At 71.6% G+C, this 26,338-nt stretch carries 25 protein-coding genes; 6 read left to right on the top strand and 19 right to left on the bottom strand.

Annotated elements, in window-relative coordinates; translation table 11 throughout:
* Positions 1-137: 137 nt before the first annotated feature.
* The 9 genes from Q1K26_RS19185 to Q1K26_RS19145 form a co-directional block, all read right to left on the bottom strand.
* Entirely contained in the window at positions 138-665 is a 528-nt protein-coding gene (locus Q1K26_RS19185; RefSeq protein ID WP_300014712.1) for an aromatic-ring-hydroxylating dioxygenase subunit beta, read from the bottom strand.
* The gene (locus tag Q1K26_RS19180; protein WP_300014709.1) at positions 662-1,996 is read right to left on the bottom strand and encodes a Rieske 2Fe-2S domain-containing protein; all 1,335 of its coding nucleotides are present in this window, start codon (positions 1,994-1,996) and stop codon (positions 662-664) included. Before Q1K26_RS19180 ends, Q1K26_RS19185 begins: the two co-directional genes overlap by 4 nt.
* Positions 1,997-2,003: 7 nt before the next feature.
* On the bottom strand, positions 2,004-3,539 hold the full coding sequence (locus Q1K26_RS19175) for an aldehyde dehydrogenase family protein (protein WP_300014706.1): 1,536 nt from the start codon (positions 3,537-3,539) through the stop codon (positions 2,004-2,006).
* Between the two features lie 44 nt (positions 3,540-3,583).
* A complete protein-coding gene (locus Q1K26_RS19170) occupies positions 3,584-4,687 on the bottom strand; it encodes a cupin domain-containing protein (protein ID WP_300014703.1) in 1,104 nt (367 codons plus the stop codon).
* A 114-nt stretch (positions 4,688-4,801) separates the two neighbouring features.
* On the bottom strand, positions 4,802-5,605 hold the full coding sequence (locus Q1K26_RS19165; RefSeq protein ID WP_300014751.1) for an ABC transporter ATP-binding protein: 804 nt from the start codon (positions 5,603-5,605) through the stop codon (positions 4,802-4,804).
* Positions 5,606-5,624: 19 nt separating this feature from the next.
* Positions 5,625-6,848 (bottom strand): Gfo/Idh/MocA family oxidoreductase, encoded by a 1,224-nt coding sequence (locus Q1K26_RS19160; RefSeq protein ID WP_300014700.1) that lies wholly within the window; start codon positions 6,846-6,848, stop codon positions 5,625-5,627.
* Complete coding sequence (locus tag Q1K26_RS19155) at positions 6,845-7,846, bottom strand: MqnA/MqnD/SBP family protein (protein ID WP_300014698.1); 1,002 nt, start codon at positions 7,844-7,846, stop codon at positions 6,845-6,847. Before Q1K26_RS19155 ends, Q1K26_RS19160 begins: the two co-directional genes overlap by 4 nt.
* A complete protein-coding gene (locus Q1K26_RS19150; RefSeq protein ID WP_300014697.1) occupies positions 7,839-8,840 on the bottom strand; it encodes a dihydrodipicolinate synthase family protein in 1,002 nt (333 codons plus the stop codon). Before Q1K26_RS19150 ends, Q1K26_RS19155 begins: the two co-directional genes overlap by 8 nt.
* A complete protein-coding gene (locus Q1K26_RS19145) occupies positions 8,837-9,739 on the bottom strand; it encodes a VOC family protein (protein WP_300014695.1) in 903 nt (300 codons plus the stop codon). Before Q1K26_RS19145 ends, Q1K26_RS19150 begins: the two co-directional genes overlap by 4 nt.
* A gap of 499 nt (positions 9,740-10,238) precedes the next feature.
* On the opposite strand from Q1K26_RS19145, the gene Q1K26_RS19140 reads away from it, so the two are divergent.
* The 5 genes from Q1K26_RS19140 (at position 10,239) to Q1K26_RS19120 (ending at position 15,892) form a co-directional block, all read left to right on the top strand.
* Positions 10,239-12,656 carry a xanthine dehydrogenase family protein molybdopterin-binding subunit gene (locus Q1K26_RS19140; RefSeq protein ID WP_300014692.1) on the top strand — a complete coding sequence of 806 codons (2,418 nt, stop codon included), beginning with the start codon at positions 10,239-10,241 and terminating at the stop codon, positions 12,654-12,656.
* Positions 12,653-13,540, top strand: coding sequence for an FAD binding domain-containing protein (locus tag Q1K26_RS19135; RefSeq protein ID WP_300014689.1), 888 nt, complete (start codon positions 12,653-12,655; stop codon positions 13,538-13,540). Before Q1K26_RS19140 ends, Q1K26_RS19135 begins: the two co-directional genes overlap by 4 nt.
* A gap of 2 nt (positions 13,541-13,542) precedes the next feature.
* On the top strand, positions 13,543-14,037 hold the full coding sequence (locus Q1K26_RS19130; protein WP_300014686.1) for a (2Fe-2S)-binding protein: 495 nt from the start codon (positions 13,543-13,545) through the stop codon (positions 14,035-14,037).
* A gap of 13 nt (positions 14,038-14,050) precedes the next feature.
* Entirely contained in the window at positions 14,051-14,542 is a 492-nt protein-coding gene (locus tag Q1K26_RS19125) for a cupin domain-containing protein (protein ID WP_300014683.1), read from the top strand.
* A 114-nt stretch (positions 14,543-14,656) separates the two neighbouring features.
* Positions 14,657-15,892, top strand: a complete 1,236-nt coding sequence (locus tag Q1K26_RS19120; protein WP_300014680.1) for an FAD-dependent monooxygenase — start codon at positions 14,657-14,659, stop codon at positions 15,890-15,892.
* Between the two features lie 67 nt (positions 15,893-15,959).
* On the opposite strand, the gene Q1K26_RS19115 is transcribed toward Q1K26_RS19120, so the two are convergent.
* The 10 genes from Q1K26_RS19115 to Q1K26_RS19070 form a co-directional block, all read right to left on the bottom strand.
* The gene (locus Q1K26_RS19115) at positions 15,960-16,802 is read right to left on the bottom strand and encodes an aldo/keto reductase (protein ID WP_300014677.1); all 843 of its coding nucleotides are present in this window, start codon (positions 16,800-16,802) and stop codon (positions 15,960-15,962) included.
* 150 nt (positions 16,803-16,952) lie between these two features.
* Complete coding sequence (locus Q1K26_RS19110; protein ID WP_300014674.1) at positions 16,953-17,567, bottom strand: hypothetical protein; 615 nt, start codon at positions 17,565-17,567, stop codon at positions 16,953-16,955.
* 4 nt (positions 17,568-17,571) lie between these two features.
* Positions 17,572-18,687 (bottom strand): AraC family ligand binding domain-containing protein, encoded by a 1,116-nt coding sequence (locus Q1K26_RS19105; protein WP_300014671.1) that lies wholly within the window; start codon positions 18,685-18,687, stop codon positions 17,572-17,574.
* 40 nt (positions 18,688-18,727) lie between these two features.
* Positions 18,728-19,375: an SRPBCC family protein gene (locus tag Q1K26_RS19100; protein WP_300014668.1), complete on the bottom strand. Its 648-nt coding sequence runs from the start codon at positions 19,373-19,375 to the stop codon at positions 18,728-18,730.
* Between the two features lies 1 nt (position 19,376).
* Positions 19,377-21,095 (bottom strand): FAD-binding protein, encoded by a 1,719-nt coding sequence (locus Q1K26_RS19095; protein WP_300014665.1) that lies wholly within the window; start codon positions 21,093-21,095, stop codon positions 19,377-19,379.
* Positions 21,096-21,149: 54 nt separating this feature from the next.
* Positions 21,150-22,172: an ornithine cyclodeaminase family protein gene (locus Q1K26_RS19090; RefSeq protein WP_300014662.1), complete on the bottom strand. Its 1,023-nt coding sequence runs from the start codon at positions 22,170-22,172 to the stop codon at positions 21,150-21,152.
* A gap of 60 nt (positions 22,173-22,232) precedes the next feature.
* Positions 22,233-22,481 (bottom strand): hypothetical protein, encoded by a 249-nt coding sequence (locus tag Q1K26_RS19085; RefSeq protein ID WP_300014659.1) that lies wholly within the window; start codon positions 22,479-22,481, stop codon positions 22,233-22,235.
* On the bottom strand, positions 22,478-23,002 hold the full coding sequence (locus Q1K26_RS19080; RefSeq protein WP_300014656.1) for an aromatic-ring-hydroxylating dioxygenase subunit beta: 525 nt from the start codon (positions 23,000-23,002) through the stop codon (positions 22,478-22,480). The genes Q1K26_RS19085 and Q1K26_RS19080 overlap by 4 nt, the downstream gene beginning before the upstream one ends.
* 8 nt (positions 23,003-23,010) lie before the next feature.
* Entirely contained in the window at positions 23,011-24,429 is a 1,419-nt protein-coding gene (locus tag Q1K26_RS19075) for an aromatic ring-hydroxylating dioxygenase subunit alpha (protein WP_300014652.1), read from the bottom strand.
* 90 nt (positions 24,430-24,519) lie between these two features.
* Complete coding sequence (locus Q1K26_RS19070) at positions 24,520-25,305, bottom strand: IclR family transcriptional regulator (RefSeq protein WP_300014649.1); 786 nt, start codon at positions 25,303-25,305, stop codon at positions 24,520-24,522.
* Between the two features lie 388 nt (positions 25,306-25,693).
* Here Q1K26_RS19070 and Q1K26_RS19065 point away from each other — a divergent pair.
* The coding region (locus Q1K26_RS19065; protein ID WP_300014646.1) for a Rieske 2Fe-2S domain-containing protein at positions 25,694-26,338 on the top strand (645 nt) is incomplete at its 3' end.

The raw sequence follows: 26,338 nt of genomic DNA, 5'->3' as shown, positions 1-26,338 counted from the left end.
GGCGATCAGCCCCAGGCAGGCGAGTATGCCGGTCGCGAGGACCCGCGCACGGCGGCCTCGCGTGGCTCGGACGGTCGTGATCGGCACGAGGCCGGGTGACGGGTGCATGCGTGCTCGCTCCTTCAGGAGTCGATCGGCTAGAGGAAGATCGACAGCGATCGCAGTCCGAGGACCAGCCCGTCTAGGTGGACGGTGCGGGTGCTCAGGCGCCACGAGTCGCCGCCGGGGCGCAACGCGTCCTGACGGTCCGCGGTCAGGATCACCGGTGTCGGCGAGTCGTCCGGGTAGCAGAAGACCGCCAGGTTGCTGCGGACGACGAGCAGGCCGCCGGCGACCGCGTCCTCGACCCGCACGTTGCTCACCATCCGGCGGGTGCCGGTCGGGGGGTGCTCGCACCACGCCTCGTCGGTGCCGAGGCGCTCGACCCGCGCGGCCAGCGACGCGGCGTCCTCCTTGTAGTAGAACGCGCGGTCGCTGAACGCCCCGTCGGCGCGGGTGCCCCGCGCGACCCGCACCGGCACCCGGTAGTCGATGTCCGGCGCCAGCAGACCGAGCCAGTCGGGCAGCCGGTTGTCGTCGAGCAGGCCGGCCTCCCGCACGAGGAACTCCGCCGGCGTCTCGGCGGCCGCGGTGGAGTTCGCGACCGCCCGCAGGCCGGCGCTCACGGTCCCACCATCTGCTCGAGCCACCGGTGGTGGAACGCCCGCAGGCCGCTCTCCCCCGCGTTCGACGGCCACGCCCGTCCTGGACCGGGCCAGTCCGGCATCGGTGCCGTGTCGGCCATCCCGGCCATGCCCATCTGGTAGTTGAAGCGGATGCCCTGCTTGCGCACGAAGGTGCTGCGTGCGGAGCGGGCGATCCCGCTCCAGACGATCGTGTCGTCCTGCTCGAAGTGCCCGCTCGGGCTGAAGGTGGTCATGCCGGCTCGGTAGGCGAGCTCCTTGTACTCCGCCGAGGCCTCCCGCGGAGCCAGCATCCAGCTCCACACCTCCATCTCGCCGGGGCCCAGCGGCTGCCAGACCCGCATGCTCAGGAACCCCGACGCGGGGCGGCCGCTGTCGATGACCCCGCCGAAGTGGATGAAGGAGAAGTTCGGGAAGACCGTGCCGTCGTGCACCAGGCCGCGCCGCAGCAGGTCGATCTGGCCGGGTGCGAGCGGGCCGTTCTCGATGGCGGGCCAGAGCTCGCGTGGGTACCCCAGGAACGCCTCCCCCGTCCCGGCCAGCAACCGCAGGCTGATCGCGTGTCCGTCGAGGTCGTTGACGTGCACGCCGTTGGCCCCCCCGACGCGGCCCGCCGTCGCCTCGTCGGCCAGACCCAGCGTGAGGATCGACCGGTGGGTCATCTGCGTGTGCGAGCTGTCGCCGGTGAAGTTCTCCGCGCCGGACTTCCAGTCGGCGGGCACCCGCCAGCGGTGCGGCTCGCCCAGCACCTCCATGCCGCCCTCGGTGGCCGCGAGCTGCATGTCGAGGTACCACCGGAACCGGCCGAGGTAGGCCTCGAGTGCCGGCCCGTCCGGATCGAGGCAGGCGAAGACCAGGCCGTGGTACCGGTCCACCTTCGGGGCGGGGACGAGCCCCCACTCCGCGAGATCGAGCTGCCGGTAGGCGGTCGTGCGCGACGGCACGCCGACCAGCTCACCCCGGTTGTCGTAGGTCCAGGCGTGGTACGGGCAGCGGAAGGTCGCGGTGTTGCCGACCTCCAGCCGGCAGATGGTGCTGCCGCGGTGCCGGCAGGAGTTGAGCAGGACCCGGATCACGCCGTCGTCGCCGCGCAGGAAGATGAAGGAGTCCTCGCCGATGCGGCGCAGGCGGTAGTCCCCGGGGTCCGGCAGCTCGCTCTCGTGGCCGACGAACACCCAGCAGCGGGTGAAGATGCGTCCGAGTTCCCGTTCGTAGATGCCGCGGTCGTTGAAGATCTCGGCCGGGACGAGCCCGTCCTCGACGTCGCGCCGGGCCCGCTCGAGGATGGACTCCGCGCTCGTGGTCAGCGTCACCGCGGCCTCACCCTTCCGGACGCAGGCGGATGTTCACGACCTTGGTCTGGGTGAAGCTGACGATCTCGTCGTAGCTCTCCTCCTTGCCGATCCCGGAGGCCTTCACGCCGCCGAACGGCACTCCGGGGAAGTGCCGGGCGGAGTCGTTGACCCACACGAAGCCGGCCTGCAGGTCCTCGACGAAGCGATGGGCCTTCTCCAGATCCCTGGTCCACACGCTCCCGGTCAGGCCGTAGCGGACGTCGTTGGCGATCCGGACGGCCTCGTCCTCGTCGTCGAAGGTCAGCACGGACAGCACCGGCCCGAAGATCTCCTCCTGCGCGATCCGCATGGTCGGGCTCACCCCGGCGAACACGGTGGGCGCGAGGAAGTAGCCGTGGGGCAGGTGGTCGGGGCGGGCACCCCCGGTGGCGAGCACCGCGCCCTCCTCGACGCCGGACTCCACGTAGGAGCAGACCCGCTGGTAGTGCTCGCGGGAGACGAGTGCGCCCATCTCGGTCGACTCGTCGATCGGCACCCCGACCCGGATCCGCTCGACCTGCTCGACCACCCGGGACACGATCTCGTCGGCGATCGACCGGTGCACCAGCAGCCGGGAGTTGGACCCGCAGGACTCCCCCTGGCTGGCGGTGAAGTTCATGCCCGACACCGCGCCCCGCGCCGCACGCTCGACGTCGGCGTCGGGCAGCACGATCATGGCGTTCTTGCCGCCGAGCTCGAGGCTCACGTGCTTCACCGCGGCCTCGGCACCGGCCCGCTGGATCTCCCGCCCGGTCCGCTCGCTGCCGATGAAGGCGATCCGCGGGATCCCGGGGTGGGCGGAGATCGCGGCGCCGGTGGCCGGGCCGGCCCCGGTGATCACGTTGACCACGCCCGCCGGCAGGATCTCCGCGGCGATCTCCCCGATCCGGATCGCGGACAGCGGGGCCTGCGGCGGCGGCTTGACGATCACCGCGTTGCCCGCCATCAGCGGCGCCCCGAGCTTGCCGGCCGCGAAGAGGACGGGATGGTTGAACGGGATGATGCGGGCGACGACCCCGTAGGGCTCGAGTCGCGAGTAGTGCAGGCCGGTCCCGGTGGCCGGGTAGGTCTCGCCCTTGATCATGAGCGCCCAGTCCGCGAACATGTCGAGGAAGTCGGCCGACCACAGGGCGTCGGTCCGCATCGAGGTGAACGGGCTGCCGCCGTCGACGGCGTCGAGGAACCCCAGCTCGTCGGCGTTCTCGCGCAGCGCCGCGGCCAGCTCCCGCACCGCCGCGGCGCGGCCCTGCGGGGAGTAGCGGCGCCACGCCTCGAATCCCTGCTCGGCCGACCGGACGGCGAGGTCGACGTCGGCCGCGTCCCCGTCGGCGACCTGCGCCAGCTCGGCCTCGGTGGCCGGGTCGTAGGTCGCGAACGTCCGCCCGCCGGACGGCGCGTGCGGCTTGTTCGAGATGATCAGCGGCCAGTCCCGGTCGCGGATGCCGTCGAGCTGGGCGCGCCGGGCCGCGTAGCTGGCTGCGTACGGCCCGGTCGTGGTGGGTGCGGTCGTGGTGGGGGCCATCGAATGGGGATCCCTTCCCTGTCGGGGTGGCGGGTGGGGTGAGGTCAGCCGGTCGCCGCGACGACCTCGGCCCGGTTGGTGGCGAAGCCGGCGTGCGAGCCCAGCAGCCGGATCTCGCCCGCGAGGTCCTCCTGCCACAGCAAGGCGTCGACGGCGAGGGTGAAGGGCTGGTCCTGCACGGTCAGCTCGAGCACCGGCTCGGATCCGGAGGCGTTGTGGTGCACGAGCCAGCCCGGGGCGGTGAGCATGAGGTCGCCCGCCTTCCAGTGGAAGGTCTTCCCCCCGGAGACGCTGTGGCCGTGACCGGAGAAGAAGTAGTTGATCGCCGCCGAGCTGTGCCGGTGCGGCCGGTCGACCACGTCGGCCGGGCGGATGCAGATCGAGGCGAACAGCGTCGGGCCGGTGCCGTTGGTGCGACCGGTGGCCCGGTTGTAGAAGACGTACAGCCGCCGGCCGCGGTACTCGGGGCCGAGCGCCGCGAGCTCCTCCAGGGGCGGGCGGACCGCGTGCCACGGCCAGTGCAGGACCTCCTGGGTCACGACCGGCGGGTTGATGGCGGCCTCGTAGGACATCAGCGCGGAGCCGCGCTCGTCGAGGTCGATCAGCTCGTGCTCGGCGACGGCCCCCGAACCGCGGGCGGCGCCGGCCGCACGCTCGGCCGGCAGGCTCTGCCGGGCCGCGGAGGGATCCACCACGTGGATCCGCATGGCCTCCAGCAGGGCCTCGTTGCTGTAGGTCAGGCGGACCTGCCGCTCGGTCGTCGGGTTCTCGTGCGAGTAGGTGGTCATCGACGGGTGGATCCAGGTGTCGTACTGCTGGTACTCCACCGTCTCGGCGCCCACGATCGCGCGTCCGGAGCCCTCCACACAGAAGTTGATCTCCGAAGCGTTGTGCCGCACCGGGAGCGTCCGCTCGCCGGGCAGCAGGACCTCCAGCTGACAGTGGATGCCGGGCGCGAGGCCCCGGCTGCCGTCCACCGCCCTCGGGTGGGAGATCACCGCGATGCGGCGGCCGTCGGCGGGAGCGGGCGCGGCGCTCAACCGGTCGATCTGGTCCGCCAGCACCTCGGCGGGCACCAGGATCGGCTCCCACAGCTCCGAGCTCCGGGGTCCCGCGCCGGTGCGGTCGATGAACACTGCCTCGGCCACGTCCTCACCTCTCAGCTATTCGTCCGACTTTTGCGGTAGAAACAGAATTGCACTCTGCCAGGCAGCATGTCAACGGCTGTTGCGGGGCCGAATGAAAAACCCGGACCTTCGCAGTCAGGCGCCCGACACCGTGCTCTCCGCGGCGCGGAAGGTGTGCAGGGCCTCCTCGCGGAGCAGCTGCCAGAGCCGCGCGACGAGGAGCGAGTACTGCGGGGACTCCATCACCGAGGAGTCCCGCGGCCGCGGCAGGTCGACGGTCAGGACGTCCTTGATGCGAGCCGGCCGGGCCGTCATGGCCACGACGCGGTCGGACAACGTGACGGCCTCGCCCAGGTTGTGGGTCACGAACACGAGCGTCTGCTGCAGCTGCTCCTGCAGGCGCAGCAGCTCCTCGCCGAGCACGATCCGGGTCTGCTCGTCGACCGCGCCGAAGGGCTCGTCCATCAACAGGATCTGCGGCTGCAGGACGAGGGCGCGGGCGATCGCGACCCGCTGTCGCATGCCGCCCGAGAGCTCCGCCGGGTACCGGTCCGCGAAGCTCCCCAGCCCGACCAGCGCGAGCATCTCGCGCGAGCTCTCCCGCCGCGACCGGGCCGGCTCACCCCGCATCCGGAGCCCGAACTCGACGTTCTCGCACGCCGTCAACCAGGGAAACGTCGAGTCCTCCTGGAACACCATGCCGACCTCGGGGTGGCGCCCCCGTACCAGCCGGCCGTCGATGAGGACGCGGCCCTCGTAGTCGTCGGTCAGCCCCGCGACGATGTTGATCAGCGTCGACTTGCCGCAGCCGGACGGACCGACCAGCGAGACGAACTCGCCCTTGCGCACGTCGAGGCTCACCGCGGAGACGGCGGCGACCCCCGGTCCGCCCTCGCCCGGCTGCGAGAAGGTCTTGCTGATCGAGTCGAGGACGAGCATGGGCACCCCTAGCAGGTGGTCATCGGATGGTGGTGGGAACGTCGAACGTGCGGCGGGCCCGGTCCGCGGCGACCTGGTGGGAGAGGACGACCTCGCGGCGCCCCTGCGCGGAGGCCAGGATCGCGCGGCACACCTCGACGGTGGCGGCGCCCCAGGCGGCGTCGTGCGGCGAGGGTTCGCCGAGCGCCGCGGCCCGGTAGAGCTCGTCGACGACGAGGCTCTTGTCGGGGAACGGCCCGTCGCACGGGACCGGGAACTCGGTGGCGCCCGCCTCGTCGTACAGCACGACGCCCTCCGGCGTGGCACGCAGGTCCCCGCCCTCGCAGCTGACCACCAGCACGCCGAAGTGCGGCTGGTGCAGCGGGCCGGGCGGCGGGTCGGTGGCCTGCCCGCTGCCGTAGCCACGGCCGGTCTTGAGCTCGACCTCGGGCGTCGAGCCGAGGGCGCGCAGCGAGCGCCGGGCGGCGCCGTGCGCGGGGCCGCGCCGCCTGCCGTTCTCGTCGACCCAACCGTGCAGCTCGTCGGAGTCGAAGCCGTCGTAGCCGCTGAACACCAGGCCGGCCGCGGCCCCGTCCTCGAAGTCGAGGAACGTGGTGTGGCTGCCCTCAGTCGGCCGGGCGGGATCGAGCACGAAGGCCGACGACCGCACCGACCGGACGAGCCCGCCGCCGAGCAGGCGGGCCACGTCGACCTGGTGCGGTACCTGGTTGAAGATGATGCCCCCGCCGCGGGCGGTGTCGAGCTCGTCGGGGCGGCGGGGCCGGTAGAGGAAGGCGCCGAAGTTCCAGTTGTTGATCATCGCCACGCGTCCGAGCCGGCCGCTCACGATGATCTCGTGCATCAGCCGGACCGGCCGGTCGAAGGCGTGGGTGTGCCCGACCACGACCTGGGCGCCGCTCGCCCGGCTCGCAGCGTCCACCGCGAGGCAGTCCTCGACGGTCAGCGCGAGCGGCTTCTCGACCAGCACGTGGGTGCCCAGCGACAGCGCCGCGATCGCCTGCTCCGCGTGCACGGCGTGCGGGGTCGCGATGTAGACGGCGTCCACCCCCGGGTCCGCCGCGAGGTCCTCGGCCCGGTCGTACGCCGGGACCCCGAAGTCCGCCGCGAACCGCTCCCGGGCCGGCGCGTGCACGTCGGCCACCCCGGCGACGGCGATCCGCCCGTCGGCCATCAGGCTCGGCAGCATCGAGACCGTGGCGCCACCGAGTCCGACGATCCCGACCCGCAGCACGGGCGCGTTCACAGGACCCGCATCCCGGCCAGGTCGACGACGGTGGGGGCGAACAGCTCGCCGGGGTCCACGCGCCGGTCGCACAGCCCCTGCTCCACGAGGTACCCGCAGGCCGCGTCGAGGACCGCCCGGTTGGCCTCGAGCCCGTAGGGCCAGAAGTCCGGGCCCATGACCTCCAGCGTCCGGTCGATCTCGTCCTGCACCCAGGGCAGGGTCACCGGCAGCGGTTCGCGGGTCAGCAGCCGCTCCATCGCGTGTGCCTTGGCCCGGTCGAAGGCCTGGCAGAGGCTCACGGCGGCCCAGGGGTGCGCCTCGTAGAGCGACCGCGTGAGCACCACGGTGTGCATGACGGGGAACAGCCCGGTCTTGCGGTAGTAGTCGGTCTCCACCTGGCGGTAGTCCGGGAAGAGCCGGGCGACCGCGGGCGATCCCGCGGTGAACGACGGCGGCGCCTGGGGCGCGACGATGGCGTCGATCTCCCCGGCCAGCAGCAGCTCGTCGAGCGACCGCTCCTCCTCGCGGGAGATGCGGACCCCGGGGACCTCGACCTCGACCAGGCCGCGCCGACCGGGATCGCGCAGCCCGCCGGTCACCCACTCGATGTCCGCCGGGCGTACGCCGTACTCGTGCTCGAGCATGCCGCGCACCCAGAGTGCGGCGGTCATCTGGTACTCGGGCACCCCGACGCGGCGGCCGACGAGGTCACCGGGTTCGACCACGCCCGCCCCGGTGCGGACGTAGACCGCGCTGTGCCGGAACGTCCGGGAGGGGAAGACCGGGATCGCCACGAAGTCGCTCTCGCCGCGGGCGACCGTGAGGATGTAGGTCGACAGCGACATCTCGCCTGCGTCGAACTCACCGCGGAGCATCCGGCGGAAGGCCTCGGCGGGCGTCAGCGGGATGTAGTGCAGGTCGATCCCCTCGGGGGCCACCGCCCCGGTATGGAGGTCGACGACGCGGTCCGACAGGTGTCCTGCGCAGCTCACCTGCAGCCGGTGCCGGTCAGCCACCAGTGGCCTCCCCGGCCGCAACGGCCACGGTGGCAGCTCGACGGTCGCGCAGCTCCCGCCACCGCCTGCCGCACTCGCGGGCCGCCCGGTCGTGCTCCGGTGACATCGCGGCGTAGGGCGGCCGCACCGGGCCCGGGTTGCAGTACCCGGCCTCCTCGATCCGCGCCTTCTCCACCTGGATGTTGTGCGAGGCGAAGAACTCGTGGTCCGCCAGCATCGGCTCGATGGGTTCGCTCGCCCACGCGATGTCGCGGGCGGCGGACTCGACGGCCGTCGCGTCGCCACCGGCGAGGGCGTCGAGCACGGCGATCGCGGGCTCCGGGCCCATCGCGGCGGCCGTCGCCCAGCAGCCGGTGGTGGTCGCCGGTGACATCGCGTGGAACTCGTGGACCTTCATCTCGTTGGGCAGGAACCGCACCCGGCCGCCGGTCGCCTCGATCATGTCGACGAGGTTCGGCGCCCGCGACACCTTGGCCGCCACGACGGTGGGCGCCTCGCGGTGCACGCCCTCCCAGAACTCCAGCGGGAAGCCGTACCGGAAGGCCCGCGTGTTGGCGTAGACCATCACGGGCAGGTCCGGGAAGGCCTCGCCGATGTCGCGGTAGTAGCGCACGGCCGTGTCGGTGGTCAGCGGCTGCCACATCGGCAGCCCGAGCAGGGTGCCGGTCGCGCCGCGGTCGGCGACGAACCGCAGCCGCCGCACCACGTCGTGGGTGCCCAGGGCGGTGGCGCCGACGAACGTGGGGACGCGGCCCGCGACGGTGTCCACGACGCATCCGACGACGGTCTCGAAGTCGGCGGCGGACAGGGTGGCGCACTCCCCGGTCGTGCCCAGCGCGATGATGCCCGTCGCGCCGTCGCGGATCAGCGCGTCGAGCAGCCGCGCGGTCTCGTCGACGTCGACGGTGTCGGTCGCGTCCCAGCGGTCGGCGCCGGGACGCGCGGGCGTGGGGATGATCGCGTGCAGACCGTCGAAGGCCTCGGTGCCGATCACCGCTCACCTGCCGCGGTGGGTGCGGAGGTGAACGACGCGGGCGGGCGGCCCGCGATCCCCCATCGGTCGCCCTTGTGCTCCGGCCCCCAGTCCTTGACCGGGATCTCGGCGTCCAGGTCCAGCTCGGAGAACTGCTCGAGCTCGCCGTAGTACTCGATGATCATTCCCGCCGGGTCCTCGTAGTAGGTGAAGACGTTGTTGCCCGGGCCGTGCCGGCCGGGTCCCCAGATGGGCGCGCTGCCCGCCGCGCGCAGGGCTCCCATACCGCGCATGACCTCGTCGACGGTGCCCACGTCGTAGGCCATGTGCTGCAGCCACGGCCGTTGCGCCGGCACGAGCGCGAGGGTGTGGTGGTCGGCGTTGCACCGTAGGAACCACATTCCGGGGGCCGTGCGGTCCGTCGTCCGGAAGCCGAGCAGGGCGTAGAACATCTCCGCGGCACGCTGGTCGGGCGTACCGAGTACGACGTGGCCGAGCTTGAGCGGCGTAACCCGGTCGACGGCGGGCCGTTCCACCGTGGCCGCGGGCCCGACAACCAGCTCGACGGTGTTGCCGTCCGGGTCCTGGGTTCGCACCACGTGGGTCTGACCGGGCTCCAGCGCGCCGGGCTCGACCCGGGCGCAAGGGTGCCCGGCCTCGGTGAGGCGCGACGCGAGGCCGTCCAGTGCCTCGGCCGAGGCCACGCCGAAGGCGAGGTGGTCCAGGGCGAGCACCGGGCCCGCCGAGAGCACGAGGGCGGCGAAACGGGCCTGTCCGGTCGCCAGGTGGTGGCGGCCCCGATCCTCCGCGACCTCGACGAGCCCCCAGTGCTCGACGTAGAAGTCGAGCGCCGCTCGAAGGTCGGGGACCGAGAGCGCGACGTGGTCGAGCCCGGTCACGCCGAGTCGCGGCGTGTTCATCGGATGTACCTCGCTGGACGCATAGGTCGGATTTTTGCGCCGGGCGAACGAAGCTGTCAACCACCAGATTTCGGGGACCGAGGGGACTTGCCCGTACAGGCGAGGCTTCTTAGGGTCAGATCCACTGTGCGACGAGCAGAAAGACGTGACCCCCGGGAGTGGCGATGCAGAGGATCGACGTGGGCGACTTCCCGGGGGGCGGACCCGGCCGACCGCCGTGCACCACGGCACCGGCGACGCACCTGGATGGCGGCCGGGAAGCGGGGCGGCGCCGGGCCGAGATCCGGTCCCGGTACGCGCCGACCCCCGCCCCCGCTCGATGACGGTCGACTGCCCTCCGTTTCTTTCTGTTCTTGACACATGCATTCTCTCTACTGGAAAGTTCCGGGAGGCCGTCGGTCATCCCTGACCGAACCGGTCCTCCAGCGGTACACCGACACCCGCAGCCTCCCCAGTGCCACGGCAGGCCGACGCTGCGTGATCAGGAGGGTGAGGGCCGATGAGTGGGAACGCCGTACAGGAGGCGCCCGTGCCCCCGGGCCATCTGGGGGCGCGTCAGCGCAAGCACGACGGGGACCAGTACCTCGCCGGGCGAGCCGACTACGTCAACGACGTGATGCTGCCGGGCACGGTGCATGTGGCTCTGGTCCGTAGCCCGCATCCGCACGCCCGGATCGTCGGGATCGACACGTCGGAGGCGCAGGCCGACCCCTCGGTCGTCGCGGTTCTGACCGGTGAGCAGGCGGCCACCCTGGCCGGCCCTATCCCCCACTACATGAGCCCATCCGGCCTGGGCGGCAAGCACGCCGACGTGCACTGCCTTGCGCAGGACAAGGTCGTCTACGCCGGGCAGCCGGTGGTCGCCGTGGTGGCGCAGACCCGAGCCGACGCCGCCGCGGCGGCCGACCTGATCCAGGTCCGGTACGACCCCCTCCCCTTCCTCCTCGACGCCGACCACGCGCTCCGCCCGGACGCACCACGGCTGTACGAGGACTGGCCGGACAACGTCCTGATGGCCGGCCGGTTCGCCGACGGCGACTTCGACGCGGCCGCGCGCGACGCCGACCACACCGTCGCCGACGAGGTCCGCATGCAGCGGTCGACGACCGCCCCAATGGAGACGCGCGGCTACATCGCGGACTGGGACGACCGGACGCAGAAGCTGACCTTCCACGGGTCATGCCAGAACCCGCACCCGCTGCGCTGGATGCTGGCCAACACCCTCGGGCTCGAGGAGCGGCAGATCCGGGTGGTGGTGCCCCACGTCGGCGGCGCGTTCGGCCTGAAGTCGCACGGGTACCCGGAGGAGGCGCTGGTCTGCGTCCTGTCCCGCCTCCTGGACCGGCCGGTCAAGTGGATCGAGGACCGCAGCGAGTGCATGCTCGTCGGCGGCCGCGAGCAGCGGCACCGGTTCGAGATCGCCTTCGACTACGACGGCACGATCCGGGGGTTCCGCAACCACATCGTGGCCAATCTCGGCGCCGTCACCGCGGCGCCCGGCTGGGGCATGGTATTCCTCAGTGCGGTCTCCTTCCCCACCGGGTACGCGATCGAGAACTGCGACGTGAGCTACCAGGCGGTCGTCACCAACAAGTCGCCGTGGAACGCGAGCCGTGGCTTCGGCAAGGAGGCGGCGAACCTCGTGATGGAGCGCGCCGTCGAGCTCGTGGCGGACCGGACCGGACTCGATCCGGTCGAGGTACGGCGACGCAACCTGATCCCGGCCGATCAGCTCCCCCGGGCGACCAGCGGTGGACTGAACATCGACAGCGGCGACTTCCACGGGCTCATCGACAAGGCCCTCGACCGGTTCGACTACGGCCTATGGCGCCGGCGGCAGGACGAGGCCCGGCGGGAGGGCCGGCACCTCGGGATCGGCGTCGCGTTCGAGCTCGCCCCCGAAGGCGCCGACATCCCCGGAGCGCTGGTGGGCGGGTTCGACACCACGACCGTCCGGATGGACCCGTCGGGCAAGGTCACAGTGCTCACCGGGGTCACCTCGCCGGGCTCCGGGAACGACACGGGGATCGCGCAGATCGTGGCGGCGGAGCTGGGCGTACCGCTCTCCGACATCACCATGGTGCAGGGCGACACCGAACTCTGCCCGTACGGGTTCGGCAACTTCAGCTCACGCAGCACCATCCTGGGCGGGTCCGCCGCAGCACTGGCGGCGCGCGACATCGCGCAGAAGGTCCGGCAGGTCGCCGGGGTGATGCTGGGGCTCGATCCCGCAGACCTGCAGATCGTCGACGGCATGGTCACCGACGGACACGGTGCCGTGATACCCGTGTCCGCCGTCGCCTTCGCGGTCTACTCGCTGGCCTTCGCCGTCGCCGCCGGAATCGAGCCGACGCTCGAGTCCACCCGTACCTACAAGGCGGACAACATCCGGCACACCCCCGACGCCGGGGGGCGGATCCAGCCCTACCCCACCTACGCCAGCGCGTTCCACGTGTCGTTGACCGAGGTCGATCCGGAGACCGGCGTGGTCACCCTGCTCCGCCACGTCGTCGCCCACGACTGCGGCACCATGATCAACCCGATGATGGTCGAGGGCCAGGTCCACGGTGCGGTCCAGATGGGCATCGGCATCGCGCTGTGCGAGGAACTCGTCTACGACCCGGACGGCACCCCCGCCGTCGACGGCTTCAAGTCCTACCTGATGCCACGCGCGGTCGACATGCCGTCGATCGAGCTGATCCACCAGGTGACCCCCAGCCCCTTCACGCTCCTGGGCACCAAGGGGGCCGGGGAGACCGGCGTCGGGGGTGCGCTGGCGGCGGTCACCAACGCCGTCGCCGATGCGCTCCGCCCGTTCGGCGTGCACGTCCGGGAGCTGCCGCTGAGCCCCACGAGGCTGCTCCCCGCCATCGCCGAAGGACCGGTCGCACCGATGCGCGCGGAGGTGGCGGGATGATCCCGAACCGGTTCTCCTACCACGCGCCGTCGTCCGCGGACGAGGTGGCGCGCACGCTGGGGAGCGACCCGGAGGGCTGCGCGGTCCTCGGCGGCGGCACCTGGCTGATCGCCCAGCTGAACCGGGGCCAGCGGGTCGCCCGGCACGTCGTCGACCTCCGCCGGGCGGGGTTGCGCGAGGTCGAGCGGCACGACGGGCGGATCCGGATCGGCGCCACCGCGACCTATGCCGACCTCATCGCGTCGGACCTCGTCGCGGCCGACTGCTCGCTGCTGGCCGCGATGGCCGCCCGGATCACCGGCGGTCGCCAGCTGCACCACCAGGGCACGTTCGCCGGATCGCTCGCCTACGCCCGCCCGGCCTCCGACGCGCCCGCAGCGAGCCTGGCCCTGTCGGCGACGATGCTCGTGCAGGGACCCGGGGGCACGCGAGCCGTGCCCGCCGAGGAGTTCTTCGTCGACGCCCACCGGACGACGATGGCCCCCGACGAGTTCCTGCGCGCGGTGGACGTCCCGGTCCACGCGTCCGCAGGCAGCGGGTACGTGAAGATCAAGGCCACCGAGGGCAGCTGGCCCGTGGCCACGGCCGCCGCCGTGGTCGAGCTCGATCGCGACGGTCGCTGCCGCCGGGCCTGCGCGGCCGTCGGCGGGGTCACCGCGGTCCCCTTCCGGTTGCCCGTGCAGACGGTGTTGGAGGGCCGCCGGGTCGACGCGGACGCGCTCGCCGAGGTCTCGCGGATGGCCGGGGACGCGATCACGGATCCGTGGAGCGACGTGCTGGCGTCCGGGGAGTACCGGCGTGCGGTGGCTCCGGTCGTCGCCCGGCGAGCCCTCGCGGCGGCGGTCGCGGATGCAGAGGCCACAGCGGACGCCCGGAAGGGATGACGATGTCGACGAACGAGGCCACCGAGGTCCACCTGCGGGTCGACGGCGAGGAGCAGACCGCGCGGGTGGACCCCCGCATGTTGCTGGTCGAGGCGTTGCGCGAGGACTTCGGCCGCACCGGACCCAAGATCGGCTGCCTGACGGGTGACTGCGGCGCCTGCACCGTCCGGCTCAACGGCGACATCGTGAAGTCCTGCCTGGAGCTGGCCGTGGCCTGCGACGGCAGCAGCGTCGACACCATCGAGGGAATGGGTACGAACGGCCGGCTGAGCCCGGTGCAGGAGGCGTTCTGGGACGAGTACGCGTTCCAGTGCGGCTATTGCCTGTCCGGGATGTTGTTCGCCGTGCAGGACCTCATCGACCGCATCCCCGACCCCTCCGAGGAGGAGATCCGTAAGGCGATATCCGGGAATCTCTGCCGCTGCACCGGATACGAGAACATCGTCCAGGCGGCCCTGGCGGCGGCCGCACGCACACAATCCGCGAATCGCACCTGAAAGGATGTTCACCATGTCATTCGCCGAGAACGGGGTGGTTCCGGATGACCTCAGCCTGAAGTTGACGGGCATCGTCAACGAGGAGAAGCCGTTCCTCCGCGTCGAGCTCTTCGAGGAGCTCGTCTCCAGCATCCCGAAGGACCCGGAGTCCAAGCTGCTGGTCTACCACGCGGAGCTGTGGCCGGCCGCGAACGTGCCCTGGCACATCCACAACGGGCCGCTGCTGATCATCATGCTCCAGGGTGACGTGATCCTGCAGTTCGACGACGACGAGTTCTACTACAAGGCAGGCGACGTCTTCGTCGAACCGGTCGGGGTCGTGCACCGGGCCTACAGCCCACACCCAGAGGTCCCGATGGCGGGGATCGGCATCCAGATCACTCCCCCGGACCGGGACCACATCGTCAACATCGGGCAGGGCCCCACCGAGTCGAAGCCCACGACGGCTCCCCAGGGCCCGAAGCTGCCCCGACCGCGGCTCTCCGGACGCCTGGCCGGGAGCTGACGGCGGGTCCTCGCCGCCGCGCCGCCCGCCACGGAAGCGGGTGCGGCGGCGGGGATGCCCCGACGAGCAGATCGAACGCAGGGCGCGCGATGGCTGCCCGAGGGAGGGATCGACGTGGGGACACGGCTTCGGATCGGGATCGTCGGGGGTTCGATCGGCGGTACCACCGCCGCTGTCCTGCTCGGCCGGCAGGGCCACGACGTCATCGTCTTCGAGAGGTCTCGCAGCCTGCTGGAGGGCCGGGGTGCCGGGATCGGGTTGCCGCGGGCTCTCGTCGCGCGGCTCAAGGAGGTCGATCTGCTGGATCCGACGATGCAGGGGCTGAGCGCACCGGCCCGCGTCTGGTGCGTCAAGGACGGTGCCAGCCACCTCGGCCGCGTCCTGCAGGTCCAGCCGATGTTCGTGGACCTGCACCACTGGGGGCTGGTCCATCGGCAGGTGCTCCGCCGGGCCGACGAGGTCGACTACCGGCAGGGCGCCGAGGTCGACGTGGTCGCCGACACCGGCAGCGGCGCGGCCGTGCACCTGGTGGACGGCGGTGTCGAGGACTTCGACGTGGTGATCGGCGCCGACGGCTACCGTTCGAGGGTCCGCGCGGCTCTCTTCCCGGACATCCGGCCCACCTACGCGGGCTATCCGGCGTGGCGCGGGATCGTCGAGGAGGCCGAGCTCGCCGACCCGGGACCGGTCGAGGAGGCGTTCCAGTCCCCGGCCACGCCGCACGGACACGCCCCGTTCTACCTGGTACCGGGCGTCGACGGCGCGACCGAGCGCGGCGGGCGGCGGCTGAACTGGCTATGGTACGACGCCGGCGTTCCCGACGACGTGCTGGGTGTCGTCCGGAACGCGGACGGCCACGTCGAGGTGGCGGCGGTCAACCCGGGCGAGGAGATGCCCCGGGTGCAGCGGGAGTACCTCGACGAGATCACGCGCGACCAGATGCCGCCGTGGCACCGCGACGTCATCCTGCAGACGCCGAAGCCGTACATGCAGCCGGTGTACGACCTCGAGCTGGGCCACTACGTGCGTGGTCGCATCTGCCTGCTCGGCGATGCGGGCACCCTCGCCCGCCCGCACACGGCGAGCGGCACCACCAAGGCCATTCAGGACGCCTTCGCACTGGCCGAGGCGTTCGCCGCCTCGGCCGGGGCCGTCCCCGAGGCGCTCGCCGCCTACGACACCGCACGCCCTGCCGCCGGGCGGGAGCTCGTGCAGCTGGGCCGGACACTCGGGCGCCAGCAGGTGCTCGATCCCCCGGTCTGGTCCGACCTCGACGAGGCAGGCTTCGAGGAATGGCTCGCGCACGGCGCGAGCGCGAAGGTGTACGCATTCCAGGCCGACGACACGTAGCCGAACAGGAGCGGTGATGCCGACGTCGGTATGGCGACCGGCGCCGTTCGCCGAACGCTCGGTGGCGCTACAACATCGCCAGCGGTTGCGGGCCGGCCGGCGGTGGGAACGCCGTGTCGAGTGTCGCCACGTCCTCCTCAGTCAGATGCAGGTCGCGCGCTTCCGCGTTCTCCCGGGTGTGTTCGGGCTCGGACGATCGGGGAATGGCCGCAACCATCTCCTGGCGCAGTAGCCAGGCCAGTGCCACCTGAGCGGGCGTGGCCCCGTGCCGGGCGGCGACCTCGGCGACCTGGGGGTGGTCGAGCAGTCGACCCTGCTCGATCGGCGAGTACGCCATCACCGGGATCCGGTGCTCGCGTAGCCACGGCAGCAGGTCGTATTCGGGTCCGCGCCGGGTGAGGTTGTACAGGATCTGATTCGTCGCGCAGGAGGTTCCGCCCGCCTCGAGCAGCTCCGTCATGTCGGAAAGATCGAAGTTGCTCACGCCCCACTGCCCGATGTCACCGGCGTCGACGAGTTCGGCGAACGCCTCGATCGTCTCCGCGAGTGGATGCGTGCCGCGCCAGTGCAGCAGGTAGAGATCGATGTGGTCGACGCCGAGTCGTTGCAGGCTGCGGCGGCAGGCCTGCATAATTCCCCGTCGGCTGGCGTGGGACGGCAGCACCTTGTCGACCAGAAGGACGTCGGCGCGTCGTCCGCCGATCGCCTCGCCGACGAGTTCCTCAGAAGCGCCGTCACCGTACATCTCGGCAGTGTCGATCATGGTCATGCGCAGGTCGAGCCCGGTGCGCAAGGCGGCCACCTCGTCCGGGCGCCTCGCGGGGTGCTCGCCGAGGTACCAGGTTCCCTGGCCGAGCACGGGCATGGTCTGGCCGGACGGTAGCTCGATCGCGTCGGGAGCGAGGGTCATGTCAGCCTCTCCGGGAGCCTGGGTACGAGTGGATTTGCCGTGGTTTCCCGCTGCGACGACCGGCACACCCTCGTAGCCCGACCTTCCTCCGCGCAGACCTCGCTGTGCGGTGGGCAGAGGGCGATCGCGGCGGCGGGGCGCCGCAGGCTCCTAGCCGAACGGCGCGGTCAGGGACAGGGCGTTGGCGACGTGCGCGTGGGCCACGTAGCGGCCGATCAGCAACAGTACGGCCACCGCATCGTCCTGGCCGACGAGCTCGGTCAGGTCGGCCAGCTCCGCGTCGACACCGTGACCGGCACCCGCGATCATCCGCACCGCCAGCGCGCGGACGGCCTCCTCGGCCGCGGTGAGCTCGCCGGCGGGGTCCCCGGTCGTGGCGGCCCGCACCCAGGCGGCCGTCCGGCCGCGGCGGCCGGCGAGCCGCTCGTGCTGCACCCGCTCGTAGTCGTTGCCCAGGGTCGCGGCGACCGTCAGGGCCACCACGTCGGTGACGTCCGGGGACACCGACGTCTTCAGCTCCTCGGTGAACCGGTGGAATCCGTGGAGTGCCTCCGGCTGGCGGGCCGCGAAGGCGAAGAACGCGCCGAGGTAGCCCAGCCGCCGCACCCGTGGCCGCAGGGCCGACCGCATCGGCTCCGCCACAGCGGCGAACGACAGCGGCTCGATCGGCCCCCGCCTGCTCGGCAGACCCGCGACGGGGACCTCCCCGAGATCCCCGTCCGCAGGCTCGGACGCAGGCCCGGGCGCCGAGCCGATCACCCCCACCCCGTCACGAGACCTCGCCGCGGTTGGTCCCGAAGCCCCGGTGCGAGCCCAGCAGCCGCGGCGGGGTGCGCAGGTTCTCCTGCCACAGCAGCGAGTCCATGGCCAGGTGCAGCGGGCTGTCCTGGATGGTCAGCTCGTAGACGGCCTCATCCTTGGACGCGTGGTGGTGCACCGCCCAGCCGGGCGCCGAGAGCATCAGGTCCCCGGCTTTCCACTCGAGCGTCCGCCCACCGACGACGCTGTACCCGCTGCCCTCGAAGAAGTAGTTGATCGCCGCGGCGGTGTGCCGGTGCGGGATGTCCACGATGTTCGCCGGGCGGACGCACATGGTCGCGAAGAAGTTGTGCGTGGTGCCGTTCGTGCGTCCGGAAGCCGGGTTGTACAGCAGGTACAGCCGCCGGCCCCGGTACTTCGAGCCGAGCGCCATCAGCTTGTCGAGGTTCTCCTGCACCGCCCTCCAGGGCCAGTGCAGCGCCTTGGACTCCTGCATCGGCGGGTCGACCAGGCGCTCGTAGCTCATCAGCCAGGCCCCGGCCTCGGTCACCTGGAAGTAGTCGTCGAACAGCGCCTCTAGGGCGTCGGCCCGCTCCACCGCCGCCTCACCGGCCACCGCCATCCCCTCCGGCGGGTTCTCCTCGACGAAGTGGACGTTGAGCTTCTCCAGCAGGGCCGCGTTGGAGTACGTCAGGCGCACGGAGATGTCCGTGGTCTCGTTGCGGTGCACGTAGGTGGCCATGGACGGCGTGCAGACGACGTCGTAGCGGTCGTAGTCGAACTCGTTCCCGTCGATCACGGCCGATCCGGCGCCCCGGATGCAGAAGCTGACCTGCGACGAGTTGTGCCTGATCGGCGTCGTCTCCTCGCCGGGGAGCAGGACGTCGAGCGAGACCTGGATGCCGGGCGCGAGCCCGAGCCCGGGCTGCTCGGAGCGCGGATGCACGATCAGCGACCGACGGCGACCGGTCGCGGGACGCGGCAGCGCCGCGAGCCGCTCGATCTCGGCGTCGATGTCCTCCCGCGGGATGATGACCGAGGGCCACAGGTCCGCCCGGGGCTGCCGGTGATCGGTGCGGTCGACGAACAGCATCTTCTGCCGGTTCTGTGGGCTGGGGTCGGTCATGGGCCGGTCCTTCCGGGATGGTGGTGCGTCGGGTGTGGTGTCATGCCCTGGTCGTGCGGCGTCGTCGCAGGCAGACGACGGCGACCGCCAGCGCCACGGCGACCGGCGCGAGCCGCGTCGTTCGGCCCATCGCCGCCCGAGACGCTCGGGGAGACGGCATCGCCGGGGAGCCGGGGTGCTGCGGGGACACTCCGGCCGGCGCCGGTGCGGTGTGCGCGGTCGCCGTGACAGGCACGGTGGAGGCCCGGGCGCGCTGCTCGATCTCGGCCCGGAGCGCCTCGGCGAGGCCTTTGCCCAGCCGTGGGAGCACCGGTCGCGCCATGCTCTCCATGACGCCGGCCATCTGTCCGTTGCCCGCGACGGCGAGCGTGAGGAGTACCTCGCTGCGAGCATCGCCGGACGGTCGGGCGTCGAAGCTGCCCTGGCCCTCGATCGGGTCGCCCACACCGGTCAGGGTGAACGCGACGTGGTCGGGCGCTCGCCACTCGGTGATGTGGATCCTCAGCCGGACCGTCCGCACCAGCGCGCCGAGCGCCACCTTCAGCGTCCAGAGCGAGTCGGTCTCGTCGAGCACCTCGAAGGACTGGTAGCCGGGCAAGTTGCCGGCCCAGTTGGCCATGTCGCCGACGTAGGCCCACACCTGCTCCAGCGAGGCGTCGACGGCGAACGGCTGCTCGGTCGCGAGCACCTCAGACGCCCGTCGAGGCTGTCTCGAGGCCGGCGCGCTCCCGCTCGCAGCTCGGGTCACCGGCCGCGTGCCGCCCCGCCAGGTAGCCGAAGATCAGGCCCCGGCCGTTGGCGATGCCGCTCTGGTACCCGGCTCCGACGTCGCGCAGGGCCATCGAGTTGCCCGCCACGTAGAGGCCGTCGATCGGCTCGTCGTCATGGCCCAGGACTCGGCCGTCCACATCCGCCGCCAGGCCGGTGGCGGGCAGGCCCGCGCCGACCATCCTCAGCCGCACCGCGTAGAAGGGCCCGCGCTCGATCGTGCCCAGGTTCGGGTTCGGCGCGTGGTTGACGTCGCCGCACATGAAGTGCGACCAGGGCCGCTCGCCGCGCTGGAAGTCGGGGTCGGTGCCGGAGCGGGCGTAGGTGTTGAAGCGGTCGACCTCAGCCACGAGGTTGTCCGCGTCGATGCCCGTCTGCCGCGCCAGCTCGTGGAGGTCGTCGGCCCTGACCGCGAGGCCCTCCGGGAGCTCCTGCCCCGGCAGGACCGTTCCGAATGGGTACTTCTCGCCGTACTGGCTGTCGAGGATCACCCAGCACGGCAGGTTCGGCCGGCTCTGGTCGCTGCCGTCGACGATCTCCACGGCCGAGCCGACGGCCGGGTAGAAGGCCTCATCGGCGAACCGCCGCCCCCGACTGTTGACGACGATGGCGTGCGGGAGGCCGGTCTCGGTCAGCGCGATGCGCCACAGCGGCTCCCCGTCGTGCTCCTCGCCGGGGATGTGGAACCCCATGTTGCACCGCTGCGGGACGTGGACGAGCTTGGCTCCGATGCGGCCGGCGAAGCCGATGTGGTCGCCGGTGATCGACGGCGGGATCGCGGAGACGAACTCCGGCTGTCGTCGGTCGAGGGTCTGCGTCAGCTCCGGGTTCCACTCGTAGCTGCTCGTGGCGACGAGGACGCCACGGCGGGCCCGGACGAACAGGTCCCGCCCGTCGTGCCGGGCGCGCACGCCCACGACGCGGCCGCCCTCGGTGATCAGCTCCTCGACCGCGGTGTCGACGTGGATCGGGATCCGACGGTCCAGCGCGGCCTTGACGAACGTGGCGGCGAAGCCCGAGCCCAGGCACCGCTCGTCGTTCTCCAGCCGGGCCCCCATCACCGAGAAGTCCCAGTTGCTCATGTTCGCCGCGCCGCCCTGGCCGAACATCTCGTCGTGGGTCAGCCCGGCCGGAGTGTGCGGGGAGGTGCGCACCTTGTCCTGCCACTCCCCCAGGGTGGCGGCCGGGAAGGGCTCGACCTCGAGGAACCGACCCTCCCGCCTGGCCTCGGTGTTCTTCGGCCAGTAGTAGTCGGAGAAGCCGCTGATGATCCGCCACCGGACGCCGGCCTTCTCCTCGAAGAACCTCAGCACGGGCGGCCCGTTGGTGGCGTAGGCGCGGACGAGCTCGTCGTCGGCGTAGCCCATGCCCAGCCAGGTGACGTAGCGGATCCCGCTGTCCACACTGTCGTCGATGCCGCGGGCCTCCTCGAGGTGGTTGCCCGCCACCCAGACCTCGCCGTAGGAGTAGGCGGTGAGGCCGCCCACCTGGCTCGACTTCTCCAGGATGATCGGCTCGAGGCCGTACTCGTGGGCGGTGATGGCACCGGCGAGGGCACCGATCCCGGAGCCGACGCACACGAAGTCGGCTTCGGCGTCCCAGTGCAGTTCGGCGTCCCAGTGCGGGGAGTCCGTGGTCATCGTCGTGAGCCTCTCGTCGTCCGGTCGGCCGGTCGGGGCCGGGTGGGGGTGGTCTCAGGCCGGTGCGGCGGGCCGTAGCGAGGACCGCAGCCGCGGCCGCGAGCGGGACGGCGGCGGCAGGGGCGTGCCGAGCCGGTTCTCGACCGCCTGCTCGTAGACGAAGACCGCGATGGCGAGATCGGCGATCCCGGTACCCATGGCCTTGAACAGCGTCAGGTCGGCCCGCTCCGGCCGGCCGCCGCGAGCGGCCACCAGATCGGCCAGCGAGGCCACGTCGCCCCATCCCTCGCCGTCGCAGCCGTAGTACTCGCGCATCTCCCGGCTGAAGCTGCGGGCGCTGGCGATGTCGTCCACCGCGACGATGTCGGCCCGCTTGAGCAGAGCGGTGCCGAACTCGGCCCGTTCCAGACCGATGGCACCGATCGCGTTGACGTGCGTCCGCTCCCCGATCGTCGCGCCGGTGAGGAACGGCCGGCGGGACCGGGTGACGAGCGTGACGACGTCGGCGCCGTCCACCGCCTCCTCCGGACCGGCCGCCTCCGTCGCCTCGATGCCCAGCGCGTCGCGGACGGCGCCACAGAAGCGCTGCCGGGACTCGGGGCGGGGGCTCCAGACGCGCAGCGTGTCGAGCGCGCGGACGGCGTTGACGGTGGCCACCTGGGCCAGCGCCTGCGCACCGGTCCCGCAGATCGCCATCGTGGTCGCGTCGGCGGAGGCCAGCCGGTCGGTGGCGACCCCGGAGACGGCCGCCGTGCGGTACTGGCCTAGTGCGAACGCCTCGAGGACGGCGAGCAGCCTGCCGTCGGCGGCGTCCCAGAGCGTGAGCAGGGGCGTGGCTCCACCGGCCGTGTGTGACCACGACTTGGTGCCGACGTACGCGCGGTCGCCGTGATGCAGCGTCGCCCCGGTCGCGTGCACGGTGCCCCCGGGCCAGGACGCCTGCGACTTGGGCATCGGTACCGCCGCGCCGCCGGCCTGCGCCACCAGGCCGTCCCGCACCTGCGAGATCGCCTCACCGAGGTCGATGAGCGAGACGACCTCGGACTCTGCGATCCACAGAGGACTTTCCGCGTCCATGCACGCCTCCTACACTTTTCGTTCTACAGAATATGAGTCTGAATGACAGAATCTAGCGGGTCAATGGTCGGGGCCGAGCGGCGTGGAGAGGAACCTGGAGAACGTCTCGGCCGGCTGCCAGGTCAGGCTCTCCAGGGCCACGGGGTCGAGACGGATGCGATACCCCAGCCTCGGTGAGAAGATCTCCAGCCGGGTTCCGTTCGGCGTCTCGACCAGCGTCAGCCGGACCGAGGTGAACTCGTTGGCCACCTCGACGCCGAGCTGCCGGTCACCGAGCCGTCCCGCGGCGTCGTCCTCGTGCACGGTCACAGGAAGATCGACAGGGCCTGCAGACCGAGCACCGTGCTGTCCAGCCGGACCAGCCGCCGGGCCAACCGCAGCTCGCCGTCGCTCAGCCGCAGGATGTCGTCGCGCTCCCCCGTGAGCACCACCGGCTCCGGCGAGTCGCCGCGGTAGCAGTAGACCGCGACGTTGGTGAGCACTCTCGCCTCGATGCCGCCGTCACCGTCGGGGAGTTCGCGCCGCCGGATGTTGCCGACGAGGCGGCGGGTGCGGGTGGGAGGTCTCTCCGCCCACGCGAACTCCGAGTCCAGGCGCAGGACCCGGGTCCGCAGCGTGCCGAGATCCTCCCAGAGGAAGTGCCCGCGATCGCTGAAGTCGGAGTCGGCGCCGTGTCCGCCACGCTCCCGCACCACCCGGATGGGCACCCGGTACTCGATGTCCGGAGTGAGCAGGTCCAGCCACCGGTGCAGGTCGTTGTCGTCCAGGAACGCCGCCTCGCGCGCGAAGAACTCGGCGAACTGGCCGTCGGTGATCGAGGCCATGTCCATGCTCGGCTTCACCCCTCGCCGTCGCGGGCCGACGCCGCGTCCGGATCCGCTTCGGGCAGGGTCATCTGTTCCAGCCAGCGCCGGTGGAAGGTGCGCAGCCCGCTCTCCCCCGCGTTGGACGGCCACGCCGTGCCCGGCCCCGGCCAGTCGTGGAGCGGCTCCGCCGTCCCCATGCCGGGCATGCCCATCTGGTAGTTGAGCTTGAGGCCGCGCAGCTCCGCGACGACGGTGCCCGCCGTCCGGGCGACCCCGCTCCAGACGACGGCGTCGTCCTGCTCGAAGCTGCCCGACGGACTGAAGCTGCTCATGGCGGCGCGGTAGGCGGCCCGCTTGAACTCCGCGGAGGCCTCCCGCGGCGCGAGGACCCAGCTCCAGACCTCCATGCGCCCGGGGCCGCGCGGCTGCCAGGTCCGCAGGCTGAGGAACGCGGTGGCGGGCCGCTCGACGTCCTCCTTGGCCGAGAAGTGGATGAACGAGAGATTGGGGAAGACCGTCCCGTCGTGCACCACCCCGCGCCGGACCAGGTCGAGCTGCGCCTCGCTGAGGCCGCCCGCCTCGAACAAGGCCTGCACTTCCTTCGGGTAGCCGAGGTAGGGCTCCTCGCCCGAGGTCAGTACCCGCATGCTGATCGCGTGCCCGTCGCACTCGTTGATGTGCAGGCCGTGGGCCTTGCCGGGCCTGCCCGCGGCGGCCTCCTCGGCGATCCCGGTCTCCAACAGCGAGCGATGGGTCATCTGGGTGTGCGAACTGTCGCCGGTGAAGTTCTCCGCGCCCGACTTCCAGTCGGCCCCGACGTGCCAGCGGTGCGGCTCGCCGATGACCTCCATCCCGCCCTCGGTCAGCGCGAGCTGCATGTCGAGGTACCAGCGGAACTTGCCGAGGTAGTCGGCCAGCGGCGGGGCCTGCGGGTCGAGGGTCGCGAAGACCAGGCCGTGGTAGCTGTCGACCTGCGCTGGTGCGATCAGGCCCCACTCGGACAGGTCCAGCTGCCGGTAGCCGTGCTGCCGCGCCGGCACCCCGACGAGGCTGCCGTCGTTCTTGTAGGTCCAAGCGTGGTACGGGCAGCGGAAGTGCGAGGTGTTGCCCGCCTCCACCCGGCAGATGACGCTTCCGCGGTGCCGGCAGCTGTTGAGCAGGACCCGCACCTGCCCCGACTCGTCGCGGACGAAGATGAAGGGGTCCTCGCCGATCCGGCGGACGTGGTAGTCGCCCGGGTTCGGAATCTCCGTCTCGTGCCCGATGTAGACCCAGCAGCGGCCGAAGACCTGGCGGAGCTCGCGGTCGTGGACCGACGGGTCGTTGAACACCTCGGCCGGAACCAGGCCGATCTCGATGTCCTCGCGCATCTGCTCGAGGAGCTCGTCGACGCGCTGCCCGCCCGCCGCGCCACACGCGTTCATCGGCACCCGTGGATCCCTCCTCGTCACGACCATCGGATCTTCAGGCTAGAATCTCTTTCTTCTAGTCGCAAGGCCTGGGGCGGCCCGTATCGGAGCGGATGACGGCTCGGGCGGCTGTTACGGGAGCGTGCGCGCGATCTCGGCGACCGTCTGCTTCGCGCGGGAGGCCACCTCGTTGAGGAACCGGTGTCCGGAGAGCCGCGAGAGCGGCGCCGCGACGCTGAGCGCGGCCACGACGTCGTCATGGCGGTTCCGGATCGCCACGCCGATCGATCCGACACCGACCTCGCTCTCCTCCGAGTTGTGCGCGAACCCCTGCCGGCGAACGCTCTCCAGCTCCGCGAACAGCACCGACCGGGACGCGATCGACTGCGCGGTCAGGGTCGGCAGCTGCTCCTCGGGGTAGAGCGCGACCAGCGCGTCCTCGTCCATCTCGGCGAGCAGCGCCTTCCCCGCCGAGGTGCAGTGCGCCCACATCGAGAGACCGGTGCGGGCCACGACCCGGACCGCCTTCTGGCTCTCGACGCCGTCCAGGAACAGCACGTGCTGCCCCTCCCGGACGACGAGGTGCACGGTCTCGTCCACCTCGCGGCTGAGCTCCTCGAGGAACGGCCGCACCTGGCTGCGCACGTCCATGCCCTGCAGGCTCGAGACGCCGATCCGGACGAGCACCGGACCGGGGACGTAGGCCTTGGATTCCGGGTTCTTCCGGACGAACCCGTAGTACTCCAGCATCGCGAGCAGCCGGTGCGCCGTGGAGACCGCGACGCCGAGGGCCGCGCTGACCTGGGACACCCGAACGGAGCGCTGCTGCTCGATCAGCAAGAGCAAGCGCAGCGCGTTCTCGACGGACTCGATCGGATAGTTGGGGCGCTGAGCGCCCACAGGATCGGTCTTCGCCACCCAGGAACTGTAGGGCAGCCCTCGCCGTGCGTCCCACCGCCGCGCACGACGGGATCGGCCCCCTCGTTGCGCCGAGGTCGGATGGCGCGGGCCGACCCGCGGAGACATCACTACGGGCTCTTGACATCGCCGACCGTCGTGGACAACCCTTTCTGGCACGCAGATACGGCTTGTTCTGTGACGAGGAAGGGCCGCGGTGACGTCGACGCCCCGGCTCGTGCTCATCCCTGCGCACAACGGTGGCGAGAGGCGCTCGATGAGCAGTTGACAGGAGAGGTGGACCTCGCGCCCGCCGGCCCGGATAGGCGTCGCCCCACCCAGCAGCAGTGGCCCCACGAGGTGAATTCGGGCAGCGGCACACCCGCATCCGCAACAGGAGGCAAGCGTCATGACGAGCGCAAGCGAGCTCAGGGAGATCGTCGACTGGCAGAACGGCCTCGTCGCGCCCGCGGTGCACTTCGACGAGGACCTGTACCGCATCGAAGCGGACCGCGTCTTCAACCGTTCCTGGCTCGTCGTGGGCCACGAGGACATGGTCCGCAAGCCCGGGGACTACGTCACGAACTACATGGGCGAGGTGCCCGTCATCGTGGTCCGGGACGCCGGCGGGCAGATCCGGGTGCTGGTGAACCGCTGCTCGCACCGCGGCAACCAGGTCTGCCTGTTCGACCGCGGCAACGTGAAGGGCTTCACGTGCTCGTACCACGGCTGGAGCTACGGCCTGGACGGGACGCTGACCGGCGCGCCGATGGAGCAGATGCTCTACCGGGGGGAGCTGGACAAGGCGGCCTGGGGGCTGGAGGAGGTCGCGAAGGTCGCGAACTTCAAGGGTCTCCTCCTCGCATCGTTCGACCCGGCGGCTCCCGCGCTGGAGGAGTGGCTCGGCGAGGATGTGCGCTGGTGGCTGGAGAACTTCGTGCTCGCCGGGCCCCTCGGGGGCCTGGAGGCGCTGCCGGGGTGGCACCGGTACCGGTCGCCGGGCAACTGGAAGCTCATCTCCGAGAACTTCATCGGCGACGACTACCACGTGTTC

The sequence above is a fragment of the Pseudonocardia sp. genome (assembly GCF_029263155.1).
In the GTDB taxonomy this organism is placed as follows: Bacteria; Actinomycetota; Actinomycetes; order Mycobacteriales; family Pseudonocardiaceae; genus Pseudonocardia.
This window is presented reverse-complemented; position numbering and strand designations above follow the sequence as displayed.